21 protein-coding genes are annotated in these 24,431 nt (G+C 47.8%); 6 read left to right on the plus strand and 15 right to left on the minus strand.

Annotation, left to right across the window (positions count from 1 at the left end; all coding sequences use genetic code 11):
- Positions 1 to 22: 22 nt before the first annotated feature.
- The 10 genes from FXO21_RS03120 to pdxR form a co-directional block, all read right to left on the minus strand.
- A complete protein-coding gene (locus FXO21_RS03120) occupies positions 23 to 247 on the minus strand; it encodes a hypothetical protein (protein WP_149638727.1) in 225 nt (74 codons plus the stop codon).
- A gap of 13 nt (positions 248 to 260) precedes the next feature.
- The gene (locus tag FXO21_RS03125; protein ID WP_149638728.1) at positions 261 to 1,139 is read right to left on the minus strand and encodes a pirin family protein; all 879 of its coding nucleotides are present in this window, start codon (positions 1,137 to 1,139) and stop codon (positions 261 to 263) included.
- 82 nt (positions 1,140 to 1,221) lie between these two features.
- On the minus strand, positions 1,222 to 1,392 hold the full coding sequence (locus tag FXO21_RS28675) for a hypothetical protein (protein ID WP_192579157.1): 171 nt from the start codon (positions 1,390 to 1,392) through the stop codon (positions 1,222 to 1,224).
- 50 nt (positions 1,393 to 1,442) lie between these two features.
- Positions 1,443 to 2,192, minus strand: a complete 750-nt coding sequence (locus FXO21_RS03130) for an SDR family oxidoreductase (protein ID WP_149638729.1) — start codon at positions 2,190 to 2,192, stop codon at positions 1,443 to 1,445.
- A 171-nt stretch (positions 2,193 to 2,363) separates the two neighbouring features.
- Positions 2,364 to 5,012 (minus strand): sigma-54-dependent Fis family transcriptional regulator, encoded by a 2,649-nt coding sequence (locus FXO21_RS28680; RefSeq protein ID WP_192579158.1) that lies wholly within the window; start codon positions 5,010 to 5,012, stop codon positions 2,364 to 2,366.
- Between the two features lie 127 nt (positions 5,013 to 5,139).
- Positions 5,140 to 6,003, minus strand: a complete 864-nt coding sequence (locus FXO21_RS03140) for a hypothetical protein (protein ID WP_149638730.1) — start codon at positions 6,001 to 6,003, stop codon at positions 5,140 to 5,142.
- Between the two features lie 219 nt (positions 6,004 to 6,222).
- Entirely contained in the window at positions 6,223 to 6,573 is a 351-nt protein-coding gene (locus FXO21_RS03145) for a DUF488 domain-containing protein (RefSeq protein WP_149638731.1), read from the minus strand.
- 13 nt (positions 6,574 to 6,586) lie between these two features.
- Positions 6,587 to 7,285 carry a uracil-DNA glycosylase family protein gene (locus tag FXO21_RS03150; protein ID WP_149643347.1) on the minus strand — a complete coding sequence of 233 codons (699 nt, stop codon included), beginning with the start codon at positions 7,283 to 7,285 and terminating at the stop codon, positions 6,587 to 6,589.
- 207 nt (positions 7,286 to 7,492) lie between these two features.
- Positions 7,493 to 7,945, minus strand: a complete 453-nt coding sequence (locus FXO21_RS03155) for a GNAT family N-acetyltransferase (protein ID WP_192579159.1) — start codon at positions 7,943 to 7,945, stop codon at positions 7,493 to 7,495.
- Positions 7,946 to 8,012: 67 nt separating this feature from the next.
- Positions 8,013 to 9,485, minus strand: a complete 1,473-nt coding sequence (gene pdxR / locus FXO21_RS03160) for a MocR-like pyridoxine biosynthesis transcription factor PdxR (protein WP_149638733.1) — start codon at positions 9,483 to 9,485, stop codon at positions 8,013 to 8,015.
- 76 nt (positions 9,486 to 9,561) lie between these two features.
- On the opposite strand from pdxR, the gene FXO21_RS03165 reads away from it, so the two are divergent.
- From FXO21_RS03165 to FXO21_RS03175, 3 genes are all read left to right on the plus strand, one after another.
- Entirely contained in the window at positions 9,562 to 10,251 is a 690-nt protein-coding gene (locus FXO21_RS03165) for an FMN-dependent NADH-azoreductase (RefSeq protein WP_149638734.1), read from the plus strand.
- Between the two features lie 12 nt (positions 10,252 to 10,263).
- Positions 10,264 to 10,698, plus strand: coding sequence for a carboxymuconolactone decarboxylase family protein (locus FXO21_RS03170; protein WP_149638735.1), 435 nt, complete (start codon positions 10,264 to 10,266; stop codon positions 10,696 to 10,698).
- A gap of 303 nt (positions 10,699 to 11,001) precedes the next feature.
- Positions 11,002 to 11,556 (plus strand): dihydrofolate reductase family protein, encoded by a 555-nt coding sequence (locus FXO21_RS03175; RefSeq protein WP_149638736.1) that lies wholly within the window; start codon positions 11,002 to 11,004, stop codon positions 11,554 to 11,556.
- Between the two features lie 250 nt (positions 11,557 to 11,806).
- Here FXO21_RS03175 and FXO21_RS03180 read toward each other — a convergent pair whose 3' ends face one another.
- The gene (locus tag FXO21_RS03180) at positions 11,807 to 12,382 is read right to left on the minus strand and encodes a DUF4142 domain-containing protein (RefSeq protein WP_149638737.1); all 576 of its coding nucleotides are present in this window, start codon (positions 12,380 to 12,382) and stop codon (positions 11,807 to 11,809) included.
- Between the two features lie 298 nt (positions 12,383 to 12,680).
- Between FXO21_RS03180 and FXO21_RS03185 the strand changes: the two genes are divergently transcribed.
- The 3 genes from FXO21_RS03185 to FXO21_RS03200 are packed head-to-tail and all read left to right on the plus strand — an operon-like array spanning position 12,681 to position 19,737.
- Positions 12,681 to 15,836 carry a SusC/RagA family TonB-linked outer membrane protein gene (locus FXO21_RS03185; protein ID WP_149638738.1) on the plus strand — a complete coding sequence of 1,052 codons (3,156 nt, stop codon included), beginning with the start codon at positions 12,681 to 12,683 and terminating at the stop codon, positions 15,834 to 15,836.
- A 12-nt stretch (positions 15,837 to 15,848) separates the two neighbouring features.
- A complete protein-coding gene (locus FXO21_RS03190; RefSeq protein WP_149638739.1) occupies positions 15,849 to 17,327 on the plus strand; it encodes a SusD/RagB family nutrient-binding outer membrane lipoprotein in 1,479 nt (492 codons plus the stop codon).
- A gap of 25 nt (positions 17,328 to 17,352) precedes the next feature.
- Entirely contained in the window at positions 17,353 to 19,737 is a 2,385-nt protein-coding gene (locus FXO21_RS03200; protein WP_225865550.1) for an alkaline phosphatase family protein, read from the plus strand.
- A gap of 135 nt (positions 19,738 to 19,872) precedes the next feature.
- Here the strand turns inward: FXO21_RS03200 and FXO21_RS03205 are convergent, their stop codons facing one another.
- The 4 genes from FXO21_RS03205 to FXO21_RS03220 all read right to left on the minus strand — a co-directional run bounded on the left by FXO21_RS03205 (position 19,873) and on the right by FXO21_RS03220 (position 24,429).
- Positions 19,873 to 21,426: a ComEC/Rec2 family competence protein gene (locus FXO21_RS03205; RefSeq protein ID WP_149638740.1), complete on the minus strand. Its 1,554-nt coding sequence runs from the start codon at positions 21,424 to 21,426 to the stop codon at positions 19,873 to 19,875.
- Between the two features lie 163 nt (positions 21,427 to 21,589).
- The gene (locus FXO21_RS03210; RefSeq protein WP_149638741.1) at positions 21,590 to 22,108 is read right to left on the minus strand and encodes a DUF4123 domain-containing protein; all 519 of its coding nucleotides are present in this window, start codon (positions 22,106 to 22,108) and stop codon (positions 21,590 to 21,592) included.
- Between the two features lie 24 nt (positions 22,109 to 22,132).
- Positions 22,133 to 22,711 (minus strand): hypothetical protein, encoded by a 579-nt coding sequence (locus FXO21_RS03215; protein ID WP_149638742.1) that lies wholly within the window; start codon positions 22,709 to 22,711, stop codon positions 22,133 to 22,135.
- Entirely contained in the window at positions 22,708 to 24,429 is a 1,722-nt protein-coding gene (locus FXO21_RS03220; RefSeq protein WP_149638743.1) for a LysM peptidoglycan-binding domain-containing protein, read from the minus strand. The genes FXO21_RS03215 and FXO21_RS03220 overlap by 4 nt, the downstream gene beginning before the upstream one ends.
- Positions 24,430 to 24,431: the final 2 nt, after the last annotated feature.

Consider the following 24,431-nt stretch of genomic DNA (forward strand, 5'->3'; position numbering starts at 1 on the left):
ACGGGGCGTTACATGCGTACTTCTACCGACGATTTCCTATATGCAGGATGTCCCTTGCTTCTTCAAGCGAATAATGTGCGGTAAGGTCTGCTTCTTCGATCATCTCCAACACCTGGTCGTCGCTGGGTGTTGAGTTGGATGAAACCTGATCGAGTTCGATGAGATGCCGGAGCGCGAGGTCCCGGAGCATGCTGACGACTGCCTCCGAGCGATCGCCGGGTAGCACTGTTACCTTGTATTGCTGCATGTCTGGTTAAAATTTAGGTGGCTAAAACAATTGTTCTGGTGTCCCCTTCAATCCGGATAAACCCCATCCGGCCTTCTTCAAAATCTGAAATAGCCTTGCCAAGCTCCTCCTCTGAACCCATGGCCATTGCACCAGCGGAGAAGATCGGCTCGCCGAGAGGCTTGCCGCTTAACAGAATGATACGGGCGTCTGAAACGGCGGTTAGCAGAAGGGTTTCCTGCCGGTCGGAGCGTCCCGCAGCCAGTACCTGGCCCTCCGTGATGGTCCAGGTTTTGTGGCCGTTGGCGAAAACTGCCTCTCCGGACACGATGTAAATGGTCGCCGTCCACCCTGTCGGCAGTTCGTGCCGGAACGACTGCCCGGCTTCAATGACTATGTCGAGGAATGTAAGCCGGTCGGGCGTTTCGGCAGCGTTGCCGGCGGCCTGAGTACTTCCTGTAACGACTTTTACAGTAGCCCCTTCCCGGCTCACTACAGGGATGTCGCGGCTGTCGATAAACAACGCCTGCGGAAGCTCCTGTTTCCGGCTCGCTGCAGCGTTGACGAACACCTGCATACCATGCACGCGGGCACCTTCGGGCATCGGAAATTCCGTGTGCACAATGCCCCGCCCCGCCCAGGTCCACATCAGGCTGCCGGGAGTGATCACGATGTCGGTCCCGGACGAATCGAGATTGTGGTAATGTCCGGAATCTTCAAAAAGATAGCTCACTGCCGACATGCCTGCATGGGGATGCGGGCCGAAAACATCGGTCGTCAACTCGAAATGGTCGAAGCCGATCAATGGATCCAGAAGTCCGTTGAAATGGATCGAGCGTACTTTCCTGGCAGCAAACTGCCGGTCGCCCGTATTGACGGTTTGAAATACTTTGGATACCTCTAAATGCTTCATGACTGATATAAAAAACTATACTAAACTATTCGGATCGGAATGTTCCGGTCTGGAAATGCAGGCTCTCTTGCGGCCAGCCTGGTTACTCGTCGTCTTTCAGCAGTTGCTCGTGCATCCTGAGCGCATCGTCCATGAATTCACTTCCTTCGAACGTATGGTCTTCATGGTGGTGGATTTCCGTCGAAAGGATCTCGACTTCGTGTTTGTAATCGTCATTGTCGTGGTTGTGCACCATTTGCATAAACAGGTTCATAGCCGTAATTGTTTTGGTTTAGAAATCATTAAAAAAACTTACCGTAAGTGTTATACGTTGGTCGCTTTAAACCAATCCGCGAAATTCACGGATCCGACGCGCGCATCACCCGCAGGCAATAGGACCACGTCCGAAAGCAGTGCGCCATAATAGCGGGCCTGGCTGTCGGTGACCACCGAGCGGGTATCTCCTTTGAGGTTGAGGAATTTCTGGACCAGCTCAGCAAGCCGGAAACGTTCCGGTCCGGCTATCTCTGTCACACCGTTATGCGGCGTACCGAGCGCCACTTCCGTCACAGCCGAGGCGACGTCGTCAGACGAAATGGGTTGGACATAAGCCGCCGAAAGCCGTACGATCTGTCCCTGCGTAGCCGACTGGGCGATGCCTCCCAAAAACTCGAAAAACTGTGTAGAATGGACGATCGTGTAAGGCATGCCCGATTCGCGAATAAGTTTTTCCTGCGCAATTTTGCCCCGGAAGTAGCCGCTTTCCGATAACAGCTGCGTACCTACCACCGACAATGCAATGTGATGTTTCACGTCTGCTTCCTTTTCTGCTGCCAGCAGGTTAGTGCCCGAAGTGGTGAAGAAATCGAGCACCGCCTGGTCTTCGAAAGAAGGCGAATTGGCTACGTCGATCACAATGTCGGCACCCTTCAAAGCTTCTGCAAGGCCCTCGCCCGTGATGGTATTAATGCCTGTTGCCGGTGAGCCTGCGATCACCTCGTGCCCCAGGTTGGTAAGGTTATTGACGACTTTGGAACCAATAAGGCCGCTCCCGCCGATTACAACGATTTTCATGAGTGTTTAAGATTTTGGTTTGAAAACACTTCATAAGGATCAATCGCCGTGCCAAACTATTAAAACACTGATAATGAATAGTTTGCTAATTTATTCATAATGAAAATCACACGATATTTCGTCTAATGACATAAGATGGCTTTAAATATCGCGCGATTAGATCGGACCAGATCATTCTGCCAGGTACTGGCGTTTGGTAATGCCCAGTTTCTTGATTTTCGAATGCAGGGTTGTGGCCGGCATCCCGAGATATTCAGCAGCCCCGCCGCGGCCCGCCAGCTTTCCACCGCACCGTTTAATGGTCTCGATAATGTGAACTCGTTCCACGTCTTCGAGCGTACCGGCCATGGAAACGGACTTTGCTTCTACATTTTTATTGGGCAGGTAAACTTCCCGTATCATGGAATCCGTCGAGAGCAGCACGCTCCTTTCTATCAGGTGTTCGAGCTCGCGTACATTCCCGGGCCACGGGTAGCTGGCTAGCTCATGTAATACTTTGGGTGAAATTTTTCTGACCTTTCTGCCAGTGGCCCTGCTGTAACGGTCTACAAACAAATTCGCGAGCGGTTCAATGTCGTCGCGGCGACTGCGAAGCGGTGGCAGGTGGATGGGGAATACGTTAAGGCGGTAATAAAGGTCGGAGCGGAACCGCCCGGCTTTTACTTCTTCGTCCAGATTTCGGTTGGTAGCAGCAATGATCCGGACATTCACTTTAATGGTCGTTTTTCCGCCGATTCTTTCCAGTTCTTTTTCCTGCAAAACGCGTAGAAGCTTCACCTGCGCTTCGAGCGGCATTTCACCGATTTCGTCGAGAAAAAGCGTGCTGTTATCGGCTAGTTCAAATTTACCGATGCGGCGTTCCAGGGCGCCGGTAAACGCACCCTTTTCGTGCCCAAACAACTCACTTTCAATCAGATTGGCTGGTAATGCGGCGCAGTTGATCTTGATCATCAATTTGTCCTTTCGCGGCGATGTACTATGGATTGCCCTGGCGATCAGCTCCTTGCCGGTACCAGTCTCGCCGGTAATGAGTACGGTTGAGTTCGATTCCGAAACCATGCTGATCAGATCGTACACCTGCTGCATTTCCGGCCCGCTGCCTACGATCTCGCTAAAATTGTACGTCCGTTTGATCTGCTCTTTCAGCTGACTGTTCTCCATTTCAAGCATCCTTTTGTAAGCCAGGATCTTTTCATTGGCCTGAATGTTGGCAATTGCCGTCGAGATCTGCGAGCAGATACCCTGAAGCAGCTCGCTTTTCAGGCTGTCGGTGAGCAGCCAGAGCGTGCCGAGGTCGGCCTGGGCGCTTCGCAGCGGCGCCGCAAACATATATTTGAGCCCCGTCTTTGCCCAGAGCTGCACGAACGGATTGTCGGGACAGGCTTCCAGTTCTTCTGCTACTTTCAGGATCAAATGGTCTTCGGACGCCAGTACCCTTGCCGGAAGCGGTCCATGAATGCTATTGGAAGCTTCCACAAGCCCGTCGAAATGTTCGGGTGCGTTTTCGAAAAGCGTCCGGTCATACATGAAAGGCACTAATGTAAAATTATCATCCGCGATGAGATTGATCATCGCGAGCTTGACATTCAGGACGCGACTCAGCACTTTGAAAACCGCATTCTTCAAGTCTTCCTTCGTGCGGACGCGTGCTACTTCGTTGCTGAAACCGAGCAGGAAGGTTTTTTCCCGTTCGCGCTCGATAATTTCCTCCGCCGCCAGTACATTCGACATCGCCACGGAAATCTGAGAGCCGATTGCCTGCAAAAGTGAGAGATTAGCCTGCTCGATGCCGAGCCAAAGTATACCGAGCTCTACGTCCCCGTTCCGCAGCGGGATACCCACCATCGTTTTCAGCCCCATGGCCTGCCAGATGAAAAGGTACCGGCTCGTAACGCCTCTGCTGATCTCAGCGTCGATGTTGACCTGCAATGGTATGCTACTGTCGAGCACGCGGTTTTGTAAGCCGTCGAAAACAGGGAACCGGCTTTGCGTGAGTTCCGTCATGTCGTCAGTGGAAATGTCGTTGATCCCCAGGTCATGCACGTAAGTTGTCATTGTTTCCTGGTCGGGGTTGATCCGCCGGATGCCGAATCCGCGCATGAGGTTGAACCGGACCAGCGTAGTCCGCACCGCATCGGCCATTTCCTGACGGTTACGGACCGCCGCAAGGCCAATGCTGCATTCGAGCAGGATTTCATTGATCCACTCCTTTTCCCTGATCTCGTCGTTCTTGATAATGTTGGTAACCGCGCTGGAAATTTGCGGTGCGATGCCTTCAATAATGCTGATGAATTCTTCCGTAATACTGCCGGGGCGATCCGTGTACATGTGCAGAAAGCCCATTATTTCATTTTTGCTTTTTAAAGGCGTCATCAGGATTTCACGAATGCCTCCCTCATAATTTACCCGCAGGAATGTGGGACTGCCCGACAAGTCCATTACGTTTTCCATCTGATACAAAACCGGTTTACCCGCATCAAGTACCCCTTCGATGAACGGGCCGCTGAGGGGGAAATCGGAATCGACCAGCGTGGCGTAGACCGGGTGCGTCTGAATGGGGGACGACTTTGGATCAAGTAAAAAAGGGCGGTACGACGTCCGTTCCGGGTTGATCAGCGTTACTATCGTGTGTTTGAAATAGAAAAGGTTTTTGATGCGGGAGGAAAACAGGACGATGAGGTCATTCTTGTCGCGGATCTGCGTGATGTCGTCGCTCAGGTCCAGGAGAATTTTCCGCTGCTTTTCCAGAAATTCCTTTGTTTCCGGATCCTTGGTCTGCACTGCCTGCAAGTCGTGGCCGTTTTCGATATTTTCTTTCATGATTAATGGTTGCTGGTCTGCCGCTTTGCGGCTGCGTGACGGTAGCTGTTATACGAATTTAATAAAAGTAGGTATGTAAAGGCTACCCGTGCGTGGGCAGCCATTGGCAGGTGGCGGCATGTTCGGCCTAGATGCCGTCCAGCCATTCCGACAAAAAGGTAAGTACCGCAGACCTGCTCAGCCCGGCATCGGACACCGAGCCAGCTGTGGCAATGCCGAGTATGAGGGAATGCGCAGGTTCCATTCCGTTTTTCAGTCCCAGTGAGTAGCCTTCGATAAAATTGTCGCGTTCGCGTTCATTGTGCATAGATGCGGGTACTGCTGGCCGGGCGATCTCAAAATAGCTATTCTGCATGACCAGCGCCGCATGGGTTTCGGAATAGATGATTAAACGGCGGATATCCAAAGATTGGAACAAAGCCCGGTAGCATCCTTTCGCATCAGGATCGTGCATGCCAAATTCCTGCACATCCTTTCCCCGAAAAAGCATAGACCACACTTCCCACGCTTCCCGTTCGTCCAGAGCGAGGGTTACATTACCGCTGCGGGTGAAGCTACCCATTACATCCAGTATTTCATCCACGTCGAAAAAAAGACGGTTGGCAGGGTTACCGAGGTAGAAAATAAATTCCCAGTCTTTGCGCGCCATGGGGCGGATTACATCTGCAAGAAGACCATACCAAAGATCGGCCGCCTGATGCACGCCGGTCCAGTCGGAAAACGGAATGACACGGCTTTGGGAAAACAGGTTTTTGAGCGGTTCCAAGCCGGTTTGGGAAACAATGTCGCGCCACCTGGAAACTTGTTTCATCCCGGCAACACGACCGGCTCCAACAGTTCCCGCACGGATTCCCAATAATTGCAGCAGGGAGGCATTTTCTTCGGAGGTGAAACCGGGAGCAAAGTCAGTTTCACGGAGCAGTGCGATGGCCTGCGAGACGGACCGCAGCATCGGCCGGGCCTCATCGTCCGTTGGGAGTTGGCGATTCATTAAGTTGAGTTTTAGATAGGATACTCCCGGAGCGTCAATACCCGTACCAACAACTAATAACTTGATTATCAGAACAAAACCAAACCACCAGTTAAAAAAAAGACACTGTATTTCGTCATTTCCCTATCGGGTCACGAAATACAGTGTCTATTGAACGGGCCACAATTCTTGTTGCCTAAACGCTATGCCTTAGCTTTTCCAGCCTCACCTGACATTCGGTTAACTATCAGTCCGCAATATTCGCTGCAGTGCTGCAGCATGGTTGAACTGTTCATCTCGTGCTGCATATACCAGCGTTACACGTCCGTGTTGTTCGATCAGCGATTGCAGACTTTGATAAGCCGACGACGCTCGCAATTCCTCAGCATATCTTTTTGTAAAAGCTTTCCACTTTTCAGGTTCGTGATTGAACCACTTGCGTAATTCGGTGGAAGGCGCCACCTCCTTCAGCCACTCATCTATCCGGGCGTCCTGTTTTTTAATACCTCTTGGCCATAACCGATCTATCAGGACCCGATATCCGTCCTGAGCTGTCTGTGGCTCATATATTCGCTTAATGAAAACGGTCATTTATTTTTTATTTTCAGGGATCAATTCCGGCCAAAGCCCTGATATATTTTTCAATGTACAGATCCTTTGCCGCACTTTTATACTGCATGATGAATCTCGGGTGCTCCAAAGGTATGATCTTCCCAAAAAAACCATGTTCATCATTTAACTTCTTCAGGAACCTCGCGTTTTGCCCCGTGCCCAGGCAAAAGCAGGTGTCTGTAACTATTCCAAGATCAATCAATTGCCGTATACTTTTAATGATAAATTGATAAACAGTTTTCATTAGTACCGGACTGTCGTAATAATTATAATTGGTTTCTTTTCCCTGGGAATCCGTTTTGATGATCGCTAACGGGAACGGTGAGTTAATATAAAATCTGTTGTAAAAATCACGCACACCGCCAAATGCGTCGATCATTTGATACATAAAGACCGAGGAAATCTCATGTGTCGGCTTCCCATGGTACGGGATCTTGCATTCGCTTACCAATCGTTTGGTATCCGTAAAGGGGACACCAGTTACCCCAGCGCCCAACCGGCTGGGATTGATGCCCAGAATGATGCGGCGTCGGTTCTGATCGTGAAGATACTTTTCAGCAAACAACCGGAGATTATCCATTGCGGTCATCGAATCGACAAATGGATTCATAACCTGGATACCCGCCGGGAGGTCTGGACCAGAATAAATCAACTGCTCATGAAACCGGATAACGTTCTGGCCAAATGTCATAAATTTCAATTGGAGGATTTTTTGTTGAGGACAGGTACCCTCCGCCATACCCTTTTGAACGAGCGATGCCGGGTAGTACCAGACTTGAAAGTCCAATAAAATTTATCAAAATGCAAAAAAATGACGGCGAGGAACGTGCCCGGCCGCCATTAAAACTACACTTTAAAACATTTAACCGGGCCGGTTTATGGCTCAGTTCTGCATCATTTAAAGTTCTTCATTCCCGCGCAGGCCGGCTGCCAGGTGCAGTGCCGCCAATTGAAACCCACTTTTCAGATAAACTTTCTGAGCACTGCTATTCGTAAAATCGGTATCCAGCACAAGCGCATCGAGCTGGTTCATCCTGGCAATTTCCCTTACGTATTTTATTAATCTGGAGGCAAAGCCTTTTCCCCGGTATGCGTCTAGCGTGCACAGGTCGTCAATGTAAATAATGTTGCCCGTGTGCAAAGAGGTCATAAAACGATAGCCGGCAAATGCGGCAAACTTGTCGTCCTGGAAAATGCCTGCAATGAAGTATCTCTCATTTTTCATCATTTCAGTGACCATCGAAACCCATTTATCCCTTTTCAAATGTGGTCTCAACAAAAATGCAACATCCCAGCACTGATCAATTTCAGTTTCCGTTTTTACAATCTTAATTTGAATTTGGTCTTCCATTTCTTCTGATTTTTTGTCAAATCTATGAAAGGCCTTTCTACCCGGATTATGCCAATTATAAGAATTCCTATGGCCCAGCGGACAACACATGCTTCAAAATGCCTAGTGCTTTCTTTGTTTCAACCTCATTCAGGGAAGCAAACCCCAACCGCATGGAATTTGCTGAAAAAGCTTCGTTTTTATAGAAATCCCCATCATCTATGTAAAGACCCTTCCTCCCTGCCAGGCGGGATACCTCATGCAAATCGATGGACTCTGCGAAGTTGGCCCACACCCCAAGCCCGCCCTCTGGCATTGAAAACGTGATGTGTTCCCCGAATTCTGTTTGAAGCAAACCACAAAAATGATCACGCCTTGCTTTATACGTTCTCTGGGACTTTCGGAAATGCCGTTCCATTTCACCGTTTTCAAACATTGTTGAAAAAGCTTCTTCCATCAAGGTATCCCCTTGCCGGTCTATGAGCTGCCTCAGTGAAGACGCCGCTGTTATAAAATCGGCAGGGCCTATCATAAAGCCGATCCTGAGTGCAGGAGCAAAGGTTTTTGAAATCGATCCGATGTAGATCACATTTTGGTTATGGTCAATGCTGGCCAGCGGCAAAAACGGCTTGTTCTCATAGTGGAAGTCGAAATCATAATCGTCTTCAATGATGGCAAACCGATGCTTTTTTGCAAGGGCCAACAGCTTTAAGCGGCGGTCGCTGCTGAGGGTTACCGTTGTAGGAAGGTGATGATGGGGTATGACATAAACAGCCCTGATTGGTTTTGTTTCCAACACTTTTTCCAGGTAATCAATGTCCATCCCCATTGCATCCACCGGTATCCTGACGACCGATCCGCCAGCATGCCGGAAGGCTTCGTCTGCCAGTAAATAGTTCGAAAGGCCGGCTGCGATATAAGTATCAGGCCCCAAAAGCAATTGCGAGGCGAGATATATGCCCATCTGGCTTCCCTTGGTAATCAGGATCTGCTCCGGCGACACGGCCACGCCCCTGGTGTGAGACAGATAGTTGCTGACCGAAACGCGCAGCCGCTCTGATCCCATCGCGCTGCCGTAACGTAAAAAGCTTTTGCCATAAAACTTTCTGGAAATACTCCGGTACTCCCGCATCAATTGGTCAATGGGGGCCAGCCTCACATCGGGGAACCCGTCGTCAATCGCCAGAGAAGCCTTTTGAAGGTCTTTACTCGGCAGGGCACCTTTAAAACTGTCTGTCCAGTGAAAGGCGTGTTCATTACCTTCATTTACAGTCCCGCTCAAACTTACAGCCCTGGCTAAAATGGGTAGCTTCGATTGTACAAAAACACCCTTCCGTTCAGCGGACTCGGCCCAACCCTGATTGATCAGTTCTTCATACGCCAGTTTGATTGTGTTCCTGTTTATTCCGATTAAGTCTGCCAGGATCCTGGTGCTGGGCAAACTGTCGGAGGGCTTCAGCATCCCTTTTGTAATCAGGGAAATGAAGCAATTGCATACTTGCAGGTACAAGGATACCGGCGAGTTTCTATCAAGCTGGATCAGCGTTTTATAAGGCAGCATCTGGGCTATATGAATTGTTTGAACTGGGTTACAAAGCTAGTCCAATGTGCCGGTAAATTTGTTTAAAATTATCACAATGAGCAAACTACTAGTTATCAATGCAAGCGCCAGGAGCAACCATTCCCACAGCAGGGGGCTCACTGCGGCTTTTGTGAAACACTGGGTGAAAGTTAATCCGGGTTCACAAGTTGTATTCCGTGAGTTAGGTACTGCCAATGTGCCTCACATGACAGGAGAATGGATATCGGCAGCATTTAAACCCGCAGCCGACAGAAACGGGCAGGATCTGCGTGAGCTTGCTCTCAGCGATACATACGTTTCGGAGCTGCACCGGGCGGATGTGATCGTCATCGGTTCGCCTATGTATAACTGGTCAATCCCAAGCCCTTTGAAAGCCTATATCGACCAGATTATGCGGATACATGAAACTTGGAAGCCCAACAAGGCTGACCCTCAAAACCCATACACAGGTCTTTTAAAGGGAAAGACACTGGTCTTGTTGTTAGCAAGGGGATCTGCCGGTTATGAAGCCGGGGAATATAACCATCATATGAACTTTCAGAGTACCTACCTGAAAATGATTTTCAACATAATGGGGATCACGGATATACACGTAATCCCGATCAACGGTGCATCGACGCCGTCGCAAGAGCTGCAAGACTCGATTGAGACGGCCAGAGCGGATATTGAAGAATTTATCAATTCAGGTCTGTACTTTGCAACTGACAGAAAGAGCGTATCAAACGGAATTGAGCGTAAAAATTAATATAAACAAATAATGGAAACCAGAATCAGAATCGACAAGGTAGAACCAGCAGGATATAAGGCAGTACTTGGCCTTGAAAAATTCATCGAGAGCACGCCATTGACCAGGGTACACAAAGACCTGATCAAGATCCGCGCCTCCCAGATCAATGGCTGTGCATTTTGCATAGATATGCACACGAAGGAAGCGCGCAAGGCAGGTGAAACAGAGCAACGCATTTACGCCCTGAATGCCTGGCGCGATTCTCCTTTTTATACAGAAGATGAGCGGGCTATACTTGCCTTGACCGAAGAAGTAACATTGATTCACAACCACGTTACCGACAACACGTATCAGCAAGCTGCGAATGTACTTGATGAGACTTATCTGGCTCAGGTGATGATGGCTATTATTACGATTAACGTCTGGAACAGGATCGGCATCGCTACTAAGCTGGTACCGGCTTAATCCGGAAGATTAACGGGCACGTGCCCAGCATAACATTTCATTGTAGTTTTTAATGGCAGGATGCGATTGCATCCCGCCATTTTTGTTGGCCACCCTGACCACGCACGAACTACACAACTGTGAGTAGCAAGGCTCGATGTTTGTCCCTGGACCAAGAATCTCATAGCTGACCCGCGGTTAATCCGATTAAAGTTTCAACTTGTCTCAAATACCCCCCGAATATGTTTCAAATGGCCGCGGTAACGGATTGGCAGTTAGCTAATTTTGTTACAGTCCAAACCTAATCAACAAATCTGATCACGTATGAGAAAGATAATCGCCGCTATCAATATGACGCTCGACGGTTTTTGCGATCACACGGCGGTTTCGCCCGACGAAGCAGTGCACGATCACTACGGTGAGCTACTAAAAAATGCCGGCACTGCTTTGTATGGCCGGAAAACCTACCTGCTGATGGAGTTCTGGAAAGGCCTGGCGGAACACCCCAGTGGAGAAAAATCGATGGATGATTTTGCAATGAATATGGACGCTATTCCCAAAATCGTCTTTTCTCGCACCTTGCAAAGTGTGGATTGGAAAAGCGCGAAGGTTGCTACCCGCAGCCTCGAAGCGGAAACGCTGGCGCTCCGGGAAGAAGATGGCGGTGACATTCTGGTTGGCAGCCGCAGCATTATTATGGCCCTGATGAATCTGGGCCTGGTAGATGAATTTCAGCTGATGGTCCACCCGGTGGTGGCGCGAAAAGGCTTGCCCTTATTTGAAGAACTGACAGACGGAGTGGTTTTAAAATTGATAAAGACGCACACTTTTGCCAGTGGGGCCGTCTTGCTGTACTATGCCCCATCGAAGCAACAATAGCCGGACCACAGAGGGGTTATTCCAGATAATTCTTAAACTAATCTGCCTTGATTTCAAAGGTTGCGGCCAGCCAAAATTACAGGAGGCTCCGCCGGGCATTCACAACGACCGAGGTAGCATTCATAACTCCGGACACTGGGCAATGAGATTGCTATTGGAGCAAATCAGTAGGAATTTAACGCACAAATGCCGCCTCGGGAGTCCAAAGCGGCATTTTCGGGAATGCGGGGTATTTAGCCCGGCACATACCTTATTTCGTTTTATCAAGGCTTTTTACGTGTTCAGCGTGCGCTTTGATCACCGGCAAAGTCTTGTCGATGAAGGCTTTCAGTTCCGCGTCTTTCACTTCTTTCTGTGCGTCTTCAAAAAGTTTCACCGTATTATCGTGATCTTTCTTCATCTGCGCTATATAAGCTTTGTCAAAATCGCTGCCACTTTTGCCTCCCAGGTCAGCTGCTGCCTTTTGTTTTTCCTCATTCGGCGCCGAAGGCAATGTGATATTCTTACTTGATGCCAGTGTTTTCAGCTCTTCATTTGCTTTCGAATGGTCTGTGACCATCTGTTTTGCGAATGCTTTCACTTTCGGATCCGTGGCTTTTTCTTCCGCAATTTTACTTAATGCTACTTCTGCCATTCCGCCATTTGCGGCTTCCACAGCAAACTCGGCATCGTCCTCGGCGACGGCAGATCCGGAGTCGGTGTCGGTACTGTCTGCCACTGCCTCATTGGTACTGTCGGCAAAATCAGTTGTGTCAGTCGATTTCGACCCGCAGCCCCATAGCATTGCTACGGTTGCGAGAGTTAAGAATGTTGATGCAATTTTCATTGGTATTCCGTGTTTAAGTGGTGATAAAATTCACAGTGCCGGACAATACCGGCAAAGTCGATACTTACTATCAAAAAGCGTACCCGTAAGCACCACGAAACCCCGGCTTTAACAAAAGCGCTCTCCTTTCGTTACGCAATTGAACAATAAAAAAATCAGCAGCACCCTGATCACAAAGTTAACGATTGGATAATACTGGCTTAAAACACCTCCGGCAGACCGCTTGTAGTTTTGTTTTTTGATTGAAACTACGCCGGTCACCCCTACACCGGCCGGCCCACTTAACCGCTTATTACAAATGAAAGTAAATTTACTGCAGGCATTTTTTGCTTTGCTGATTGGATGTTGTGTGACTTTACAATTATCCGCCCAATCCATCACCATCAGCGGTAAGGTAACCGCTCCATCCGGCGACGCGCTTCCCGGTGTCAGCATCCTCGTGAAAGGCAGCAGTATTGGCACTACTACCGATGCCAACGGAGCATACACGCTAGCTGTTGCTTCAAAAAATGCAACCCTTGTTTTTTCAGCCATTGGTTTCCTTTCCCGCGAGCAGCCGGTCGGCAATAAAAGTGTTGTGGATATAATATTAGAGGAGGACACCAAAATTCTCAATGAAGTGGTAGTAACCGCATTGGGTATTAAAAGAGAGGAAAAATCACTCGGCTTTGCTGCACAGACAATCAATGAAAATGCGGTGAAAGATGCGAAATCCAATAACTGGGTCAATACCCTTTCGGGGAAAGTGGCAGGGCTTAATATTCAGGGCGCGGGAGCCGGGCCTATGGGTTCGTCCCGTATTACCTTGCGCGGCGAATCGTCTTTGAACCTCGACAATAACCAGGCGCTGATCGTTGTCGACGGGGTGCCGGTAAGCAGCAGAATCACCGGAACAGGCTTCAACTCGCACCTTTCGGCCGATAGCCCGGTGGATTACGGTTCGAGCCTGTCAGACATTAATCCTGACGATATAGACAAAGTAACGGTGCTGAAAGGTCCCGGGGCCACAGCATTATACGGTAGCCGGGCCGCCGGCGGGGCGATTATTATCACGACCAAGTCAGGCGTCCGCCAGGATAAGGGTATTGGCGTAACGGTCAATTCCAATTTCAGTGCTGAGCAGATCAACCGCTATCCGGATTATCAATTTGAATATGGCGAGGGAAGAAGCAGCGCATACTTCTCTTATCTCGACAGCGAAGACGGTCCAAACACAGCTACAACAGTTGCAGCCGGAAGAGCCTGGGGACCTCGATTTGACGGTCAATCCTATTTCCAGTATAACCCTGACGCGCCCGATGGAAGGCCGACCGTTCGCACGCCCTGGGTTGCCAACAAAGATTACATTTCCGGCTTTTTCCAGACCGGAACTACATTTTCTAACAGTGTTTCAATTGAAGGCGGCGGTGAAAACGGCTCCGCTCGCCTGTCACTCACGCATTTGAAAAACAAATGGATCATCCCAAATACAGGCTTTGAGAGGCTGAATGCTGCATTATCGATCAATCAGCGTGTATCGAAAAGACTAAAAATAAACGGAAAGGCCAACTATACTAACAAGAAAAGTGACAACCTGCCGATGGCGGGATATAACAACCAGTCGCTGATGTATTTCCTGATCCTCGGCACAACGCCGAACATTAAACCGGAATGGTTTAAGCCTTACTGGGAACCGGGGCTAGAGAACGTGAAACAGAGAAGCCCTTTCAACCCCACTCCCGACAACCCGTATCTGGGGATGTACGAAATGCTCAACAAAATGAACAAGCACGGGTTTATCGGAAATGTGTCGGCCAATTATGAGATCTCCAAAAAGTTTGACCTGATGGTGCGCTCCGGTCTGGACATGGCTTTCGAATTCCGTTCGCAGCAGCGCCCATTCAGCATGACACGCTACCCGCGCGGCATGTACCGGGAGCAGAATGTATTTACCTATGAGTCAAATACCGACTTTTTGCTCAATTACAAGGACAAGATCGGCGGTTTGATCGATGTTACTGCTTCGGTTGGCGGCAATTCCATGCGGCAATCTTACGATTTTGCAGGTATGTACGCCGACCAGCTTGCACAGCCGGGGATTTACCAGATTTCCAACAGTCTCGATCAGGCAGTGGCAGATCCGTTAAAAACTAAAAAAGCGATCAACAGTATCTATGCTGCGACCCAGTTTTCATGGGATGAAAAAATATTTCTGGACGTAACCGGGCGTAACGACTGGTCGAGCACGCTGCCTTACGGAAACAACTCTTTCTTTTACCCATCGGTAAGTTCCAGCTTCCTTCTCAATGAACTTTTCACACTTCCACAAGCCGTTTCCTTTGCCAAGTTCCGTGCGTCGTGGGCGCAGGTCGGCAATGATACCCGCCCATATCAGACCGCACGTTATTACGACCGGGTTTACGGAAATAGCTTCACCAACTCCTCTACACTTTTCAATGCGGAACTGAAACCTGAGATCACGGCCAGTTATGAGTTTGGTTTGGATGTTCGTTTGCTGAAAAATCTGGTTGGCCTGGATGTGGCTTATTATAACAACAACAGCAGAAACCAGATCCTGGCCATTCCTTTGGATCCCGTGTCAGGATATTCCAATGCATTAATCAATGCGGGATTAATCAATAGCCGAGGCGTGGAGGTCAAGCTTACAGGCAAGCCGGTTACTACTAAAAATTTCAGCTGGAACACGACACTGCTCTGGTCAAGGAACCGGAGTTTCGTAAGGGAACTTGCGTCCGGGATTACCAATCAGGTGATTTACGCACACAATACCAATGTGAGCATCGAGGCGCGCGTAGGCGGACTGATGGGCGACATGTATGGCCGCGGTTTTCAGCGCGCCCCCGACGGTCAGATCATCTATTCCTCAGTAGGACTACCGGCCGCATTAGATCCCGTTGCCAAAAAATGGGGAAATGCATTTGCCGACTGGAAAGCGAGCATTTCTAATGAATTTACGATCAAAAACGTCCGTGTGAGCCTGCTTTTGGACGGACAAAAAGGCGGCAGTATGTTTTCGCAGACCAGCCACAAGAACAATACCTTGGGTAAAACAAAGGTTACTTTGCCCGGCCGGGAAGACGGGATCATTGGTCAGGGCGTCGTAAAACAGCCGGACGGAAGCTTCACCCCGAATACTGTAAAAGTTCCTGCCAGCTCTTACTATGACAACTATTACCAGATCGCGAATGCAGAAACCAACATTTTCGACGCTTCTTTCCTGAAAATCAGGGAAGTGCGTGTAGAATTCAACCTTCCGCAAGCGTTGCTTTCCAGGATCGGTGTGCGCCAGACCAGCCTGGCTGTATTTGGCAGGGACCTATTCAATTTCACTAAATTCCCTGGATTTGATCCCGAAGGTGGAAACCTGAACAACGGCACACTCACACCGGGGGTTGAGCTGGCGCAGTTTCCTTCCACCCGGACCATGGGAATGAATATTACCCTGAAATTTTAATCCAAAGAAATCATGTTTAAGAAAAAATATATCCCGCTTCTATTGCTGTTGACCATTTTAGGCTCCTGCACCAATAACTTCGACGAGCTTAACACCGACCCCAACCGGCCGAAGGAAATTACTCCGGGCGTAATGCTGGGACAGTTACAATATCAGATCGTGAACAGTACCGTGAATGCAAGCCGCAATTTCACCCACGAGCTCATGCAGGTGGATGCACCACGCGCAAGTGCAGGCGGCGGCGGGCTGCACCGTTATATTGTAAATCCGGGTAGCGGCGTCTGGAGTAATTTCTACGCTTATCTCAATGATATCGAAGACATTTACATCATCGCCGACAAATTGAATGAGAATAATTATAAGGCCATTTCGCTGATCTACAAATCGTGGAGCTACTCGATTCTGACGGACCTATATGGCGATGTGCCCTATTCTCAGGCTACCAAAGCGATTGAAGGAAATTTTAAACCTGCGTTTGACAAACAAAAAGACATTTACGTCCAGCTCCTGAAAAATCTGGAAACGGCCAATACGCTGCTTGATGAAACAAAGGCGCTGACATACGGCGGAGATATGCTTTATAATTCCAATGCATTATCCGGCGGAAAAAATCCTGGAATCCTGAAATGGAAGAAGTTCTGCAACTCCCTGCGGCTGCGATTACTGCTGCGGATTTCGAAAAAAGAAGGGGAAGTAAATGTAAAACAGCAGATCACAGCTATCCTTGCCGATCCAATCGCCAATCCCGTTTTTACGACCAATGCCGACGAAGCGATTTTCAGATATCCGGGGACATTTCCTTTTTTCAATCCTTTCTACAACGCAAGACAAGTAGACTGGCGTGACGGGAATTACTATACCAAGTTCTTCATGGACTGCATGAACGATCTGGGCGATCCACGCCGCGCAGCCTGGGCAACGCAGGTTAAATCCGGCACTGAAAACGTATTTCGGGGCATAGAAAGCGGCTACCCGACCACACTGGAATATGCGGTAGGAAGCAACTCGAGCTATTCGGACGCGTTGAAAACATTACCCCAGCTGGGCACGATGATGACATTGGCGGAAGTAGAATTTATCAAGGCAGAACTGGTGGTAAAAGGGTACACGACTGGTTCAACCGCCGAAAAACATTACGAATCGGGCATTGCGGCATCGATGGCACAGTGGGGCGTGACCATGCCATCCGGGTTTACCAGGCAGCCGGGCATTTTGTTCAACCCAACTGCCACTGCTGAAAAACAATTGGAGCAGATCATGTTGCAAAAGTATTATGCTTACTTTTTCGTGGACTACCAATCGTGGTTTGAAAAGCGCAGAACGGGTTATCCGGTATTGCCACGCGGCAATGGGATTCCGGCAGAAAATACTTTCCCGTCACGGGTCCCCTATCCTACCTATCTGCAATCGCTAAACCCGGAAGCACTGGCCGGGGCTGTGGCGTCGATGGGCGGCGATGACAGTGATATCAAGGTTTGGTGGGATAAATAGCTAATATATCTGATTGATTTCCAAAATGATCTGTAAAAATAAAATTGCACTCTGGGCAGTCCTTTTTCTTTGGGCTGCCCTGGCATCAAATTTCGCCCGGGCGCAAAAATCAAAGATTACAATGCCCGAGCGCGGCCTGTGCGCACACCGCGGTTGTATGGACACCCACCCCGAAAATACACTGCCGGCATTTGCTGAGGCTGTCAGGTTAGGCGCCCAGATGATCGAGTTCGACATTCAGCTTACCAAAGACAGTGCGTTGGTGATCATGCACGACGATGCCGTTGATCGCACTACGAACGGAAATGGCCAGGTTTCCGGGCTTACATATGCCCAGATCCGCGTTTTGGATGCCGGAGTTAAAAAGGCGGAGAAATTCAGAGGAACCCGGGTACCGACTTTTGAAGAAACGCTTGCCATGATGCCCGATAACGTGTGGCTCAACTGTCATTTGAAAGGCGATGAAGCTGTCGGGGCAAAAGCGGCGGCTATGCTGGAGAAGTCTGGCAGGTTGCATCAGGCTTTTCTGACCTGTTCGGAAAAAGCGGCCGAAGGTGCGAGAAATGCTGTTCCAGGCATTCTGATCTGCAACGGGGAGAATAGTTACCGGAGAAACACGCCCAAATATGTGCAGGCTACGATCGATAACCACGCAAATTTCATCCAGCTATTGCGTAACGAATCGGGCGAAAACAGGACTGCATTAATAAAATCTTTGAAGGATAACCATATCAAAATCAATTACTTCTATGCAAAAACACCCGATGAACTGGGCGCATTGTTTGCAGGGGGTATTGATTTTGCATTGGTCAATAACATTGCAGATTTCCTGCCTGCGGCAAAAAAAGCCGGAATTGAGCCGGTTGTTCCCTCTTATGCAAATGCAAAGCAAGCTGGACGAAAAGCGGTCGTCCCTGAAACCGGAAAGGACAAAAATAAGACGCTAATCGTTTTTTTCGATGGTCTTCGCCCTGACTACATTACCCGGGAGCAAATGCCAAACCTTTACGCTTTTGCGCAAAAAGCCTCGCGGGGAAATCACCATCACAGCGTATTTCCCACAGTAACGCGCGTGAACTCCTCATCGTATGCCACAGGTTCCTATCCCGGGACGCATGGCTTGCTTGGTAACACTATCTTTTTCCCGAAAGTAAGCCCTAACAAGGCGATCGGCACCACTTATATTGACCTGATCAAGGTACAGGAATCAGAGTCCGGGCAGCTGCTCACTGCTACTTCACTCGGCGAAGCACTGGACGCTGCCGGCGAACAAATGATGATTTTCAGCTCAGGCACAACCGGGCAGGCATATTTGCAAAATCACAAAATCGGCAAAGGCGCTATCATCAATCAGGAACTGATCCTGCCCGACTCTTTTAAAGCACAGGTTATATCCGACATCGGACCCCTCCAAAAAGGAACCGGTGATGTATATATGAAGCACAAATGGATCGCAGATGCATTGCTTCGATACGGCCTCAAAAACGGTGGTCCGCTTGTTAGCGCTGTTTGGTTTTCGGATCCCGACGGCGCGGCGCACCGCTATGGCATCGGCTCTGAGCAGGCTGTGGCAGCGATTAAGTACGTAGATGCCCAGTTCGGAAGGATATTGGATTCTCTTGACGCAAGGGATTTAAGAAAAAATTATAATATTCTGATCTCGACTGATCACGGATTTGTAACCCACACCGGAAAGCAGAATTTAAGCGAACTGCTCATTTCAGCAGGTCTGAAAAAGGACAAAGAGTCCGATGATGTGGTGATTTCCGAGGGTGCTGTCTACGTGAAAGATCACCATGAAAACACCATCAGGAAAATCGTCGCTACGCTGCACAAAACGGCGTGGATCGGGGCGGTTTTTACTAAACCCAGAAAAAGCGGAGATATGAAAGGCTGGGTAGAAGGGACCCTGTCATTTGATGCAATCCACTACAACCATCCGACCCGCTCGGGCGACATTCTGGTGGCACCTAACTGGAATGATGACAAGAATGACAAAGGCTATGCGGGAACCGATTTCTCCGGCGGCGTGGCAGGTCATGGCGGATCCAGCCCGTATGAAATCAACATTGCATTATTTACCGACGGTCCTGACTTCAAAAATGTATCTGCCAGCGAACTGCCGACCTCCAACGTGGATATTGCCCCCACCGTACTGGCCCTTTACGGCTTACCAATCCCATCAAAAATGGACGGGCGGGTGATGCATGAGCACCTTAAAAAGACCACAAAACCTGCCGGAAAATTTAAAAAGCAAGTTGTAAAAGCAGCGGCTAAGTATGATTGGGGTACTTATAATGTCTCTATTGACCTATCAGTCCTGGACTCTTACAGGTATTTCAATTTCACAACAACAGAACGCATCATTAAGAATGCTGTAAACCCATCCGATCAATCCGGAATTCGTTAGCGCAGGATTGCTGGCCAGGAATTAAATATGAAACTCCTTACCCGGATAATTATCATGGGTAACGGGGTTTCAGAAAAGCTGCTTTTCTACCATAATTGTAGAAGTCAGCGCCACATGACGACACATTCGCCAACACTAGAAAACATACCTAAATTCTTCGCTTGCATTGTTCCATACCAGCTTGTGAATATCCCATTCACCTCTTGGCGCCGGCCGTTCCAACTTTTGCGCGATAATAATATTTTTGCCATCGGTACGCACATTAATCATCCCATAAACAATTACAGCACGTTCCTTCGTGAGCTCTGGATTCGCTTCGAGTTTCTTTTTCAATTTTTTAAGATCAATAAATTCAGTTGCTGATCGTGCCAGCTCGGTCGAAAATATCAGAGACCTTTCTCCTCTGCTGTACTTCCCGATGGTCCCTAACGTATCTGGCCTCGGATGTGAGTGAGGCTCATTGTCGCCACTTGATATGATGGTGGCTAGTGGATTAACCGCCCGCAGGAATTCACTTGTAAAGTCCGCACTACCATGGTGACATGATTTTGCAATATCTACTTCGAAAAATCTTTTCGCAATGTCAATGCCTTCATTGAGCTGTTCCAGCGCCTGACGACGATCCTCCCCGGATATGTCATCGTCGTTAAGCTTTTCCCGCAGCATCGCGATGTCCACATCTGTATAACTTTGGAGTAAATAATCTTCTGCTGGCTCATTTAAGTCCCCTCCCAGTAACATTCGGACTTTCCCAATATTCAGTTTCAAAACAATGGAATGTCCATTTTTTGTCTTACCCTTTTTAGTAATGGCGGAATCGCCAAATACTGGCAGAGCCTGGTTTCCATCGATAACCTTGATGACAGGCCCCAGGATTTCTATATTGCACCTTTCATCCTGATGTAGAAACCCACTATTGGAATTAAGCCCAATTTTCTCTGCGTCGCAGCTTTTCAACAGGGCAATATAGCCGCCGGGATTAGTAGCACTATTTACACGGCTATCAAACGAATCCTGGTTTTCACAGAGATCAGTCAAATACTGCCTGCCTTCCGTTTCGATCAATGTACCCAAAGAATTAACATAATCACCAGTTTCTTCAACGATTCCGTTATGAAAGATCTTGTTTATCTTAAACACTGCATTGCCATCGGGATCCGCAAAGATTCTCGCAAAGCCACCATAATGGTCTGAATCGGAATGGGAGATAACGACGTCAAAATTTGGAAATCCGTTAAGCGACCTTGTTCTGTTAAAACGCCATTTCAGAAACCTGAACATATTGTCGGAAGCTCCTGCATCGACGATAAAATGTTTGTCGTCTGGGGTAACAATATGGCATCCATCCCCTTGCCCCACGTCAATAAAATTAACTTCAAGGATACGGTCAAACTGGATCTGATTTGGCAAGATGTAGCCGGAACGATTACGGGCATGAACTTTGACGTATTTCTTGCCTTCGATCACTTCGTAAACCGGCAATTCGTTTTCAAGTTCCAGCCCGATCCAATCGCCAAACAAAAGATGTTTAACATTGGAAAACACTCGTTCACCTCCGACAGTTTTGAAGTTTTTAACAAATATTGACGGATATATAGCGAAGCCGTGCTTTTTTTCAATTATTCTCTGTTCTACTTCCATGAGTTTTGAGTGAGGAGTTGAGCAATGTAGGACAAAATCGATGTGCAATCTTAGTTCACAAGATACTTCAAAGTGGCAATTTTCCTGAACCGTAAACTAATTAGAAAGGCAATGTTTGAAGACCTGGAACGCAACGTATTAAACGGACTTTCAAGACGGACCTGCTGTACAATATAACCTGGTAAAGCAACCAGTTTGATTATGGGTTTCGCTAGCTGCCCGGTTGGCTGTCGAGGATATAACGGATGTGAGCAGCGTCCTGCCTGTCGACGAAAAGACTGTTGTTCCAGAGCGACAAAATGACGCAAAACGCAGGGTCCTCGTCCTCCATTATGAACTGATTTACCGGTCCAAAAAACTCCTGCAATTGAGCCAAATCACAAGTCGGCAGAAAAATGCGCAGCACACGGGGATCGTAAAACCTGAAATAAAGCTCCTGCCCTTCTTCTGTTTCCACCATCAGGAAACGGCGAAAGTGTTTATATAATTCTTCGAAATCAGCTTCACTTTCCACCCACAGTCCCCAGGAATTCCCCCAGCCGTTTTCAAGCACAAATTCCGCAAAATCGTCCCGATAAGGGTAAGTAAATAAAAACGGCGCTACCGAAGGCAGTATCTCGTCCTGTCCTTCCCGAGCGCGGTACAGGGACGAGTGGACCGGGTTCAGGCTACGTGCCGGATACATGGCTTCTTCCATTCGGGCTGCGTCGAGGAGGAGGTGGGTAGGCATGCGTGCAAATTAAACTTGGGAGTATTAGTGTCGAATTTTGACAATCTCTTCGGTTAATGTCTGACCAGTTATCCCGTCAATCGATAACTTGCGCACTTCATACGGATTATCATCGACTGGATACGTCACTACATACTCAGGCCTGCCCACTTTGGCTTTCATCACAGATACGCCACTTTGCAGGAATCTAATATTGACTCCCAAGGCCTTCATTTTGACGTCAAGTTCCTCGATGGTAAACTCGTAGCCTTCATCCTCGTTCCATTCCTTAGTTATCATGCCGCTTCTCGAAAACTCCTTCCAGAGACCAATTGAAAATCCGTGAAATTCCTTGCCTGATAATTTCAGAAATCCCGAGTCCGAGTAGAACTCTTGATACAGCAGCTCCGTTGAATTAATCCCAGAAGATTCCTGAATAAAAACTTCTGATGAAGACTGCCATTGCCGCACTTTGATCTTATCTTCAGTGATATAAATATGCTCTCCTTTGACAGCCTTCTTTTTAAAATTTGTAATATCGAATCTCTCCATTTGCGCTTTTTTCTGACCGTTACAGGCTTTGTTAAATATCAATAGCAGGGCCAATATGATATACCTCATCATTCCCTTTTAACTGAATTTTCTTGCAATATCTTCCATTGCCAGCGCCAAGTAGTGAATGCATTTCTGCTATAGCTCATGACGTTATCAGTAGTTTTGTACTTAAAAGTGTATTTCGCTTGTTGATCAGGACAAAACTTTTCGAAGGGAACCTCGTCATCGGCTTCCTTATGTGTATGTCTTAAACCGAGCCCATGCAAAACTTCGTGAGCAAGGGTATATGGAGTCCGGGCGGCGAATAACACCGCGTTTTTCAGAAAAACCTCATTTTTCACTTCTATTTGTCCAATAGCGCCATCAAAAGTTTTTTCATCAAATGAAAAAACTAAAAAATATCCGGCATATTTGTCTGCTCCTTTTTTCGCGGCGAAAGCACGCCGTAAATATTCAAACATTTCAGGATCAACGTACTTTTTATTTGGATAATCTTCATTTAACCAGAATGACTTAGGGTCAATGAATTTTCCGGGAGAGTCGTTTATAACCTTAAAATTAGGGTCTTCCGTCAGATCTAAGCAGTCAACATCCAATGAAAAAACATAATCAATAACCTGATCAATTAAGTACCTTTCTTTTTTAACTTCCTGATAATGTTCCAAATGAGCTACTACGAGCGCCTGAAAAAGAGTGTTCTTTAGCCTGGCCAATTCTATGTCATCAAAACTACCAATTCTAGTTCTGTATGTAATTTTTGTTTTGACCTTTATTAATACTAGCTTAATCTCCTTAATATCGTTGTTTGGGCATACAATTATCCTTCCTGCCAATGGGATAGGATCTCCCTCCTGCCAGGTTTTGGGGTAAGCCAAAACATCTATTTTTTGTTCGGTACTGAATGGATGAATACAAGTTATTTTGATTGACCCATCCTTAGAAGCTCTTTTGCCGCTAACGGCTTTATCGTTCAAAATATCCTTATCAATGTAAAATAAGTTTCTGTCATATTCCAACTCTATGTTCGACGGTTCCTCATCTTTAATTCCTATGCCAATTTGAAGTTCGGCTGTACATGGTGCGGCTTCCAACCCCTCCACGCCCATCGGAAATAAATTTAGATAGGGTACGAAATATTCCGGTTTGTAGACGAAATCTGTCTCAATGGTTGTATATGCGGATTCCAATCCCTGCACGGCCATCCGAAACAGATTCAGATAGGGCACAGAATATTCCGGTTTATCGACGAAATCTGTCTCAATGGTTGTATATTCGGCTTTGAAAGCCGCAAAAGCTTGTTCTTTCGTAAGTCCCGTTGAACCTGGTTTCTGTACATCATATCCCCCGTCAATCGGCCACTCATAGCCGATTTCATCACGAATAACGTCGCCGTTCACGCGTAGCCAATCAAATCCAAATTTACCATCCCAATCAGAAGTGGGCCTGAAATAGACCATTACCTTAGATGGTATTAATTTTTTCTTATGTAATTGCTCTACAACCAGTGTATAAGCATCATTAGGTTCAAAGGTTCGCTGACTTAGATTTTTAGGAATATAGATGATGCCAGGTTTATCCTCTCCGGTGAAGATAAATTTTTTATTGTCTTTTGTTTTTTTGATGCATCCTACCTGACTATGTAAAAGCTCATTAATCTCGTCAGGATCAACAGTACCAAAATTGTACTTCGCAAGCTCTCTCCAAGTCATTCCATGAGAATTCGCCAGAGATTCCAAGGTGTCGCCATCTTTCACCTTATACTTGACGACTTGGGCAATATTCAGCATAC

The organism is Dyadobacter sp. UC 10 (assembly GCF_008369915.1).
Taxonomy (GTDB): domain Bacteria; phylum Bacteroidota; class Bacteroidia; order Cytophagales; family Spirosomataceae; genus Dyadobacter.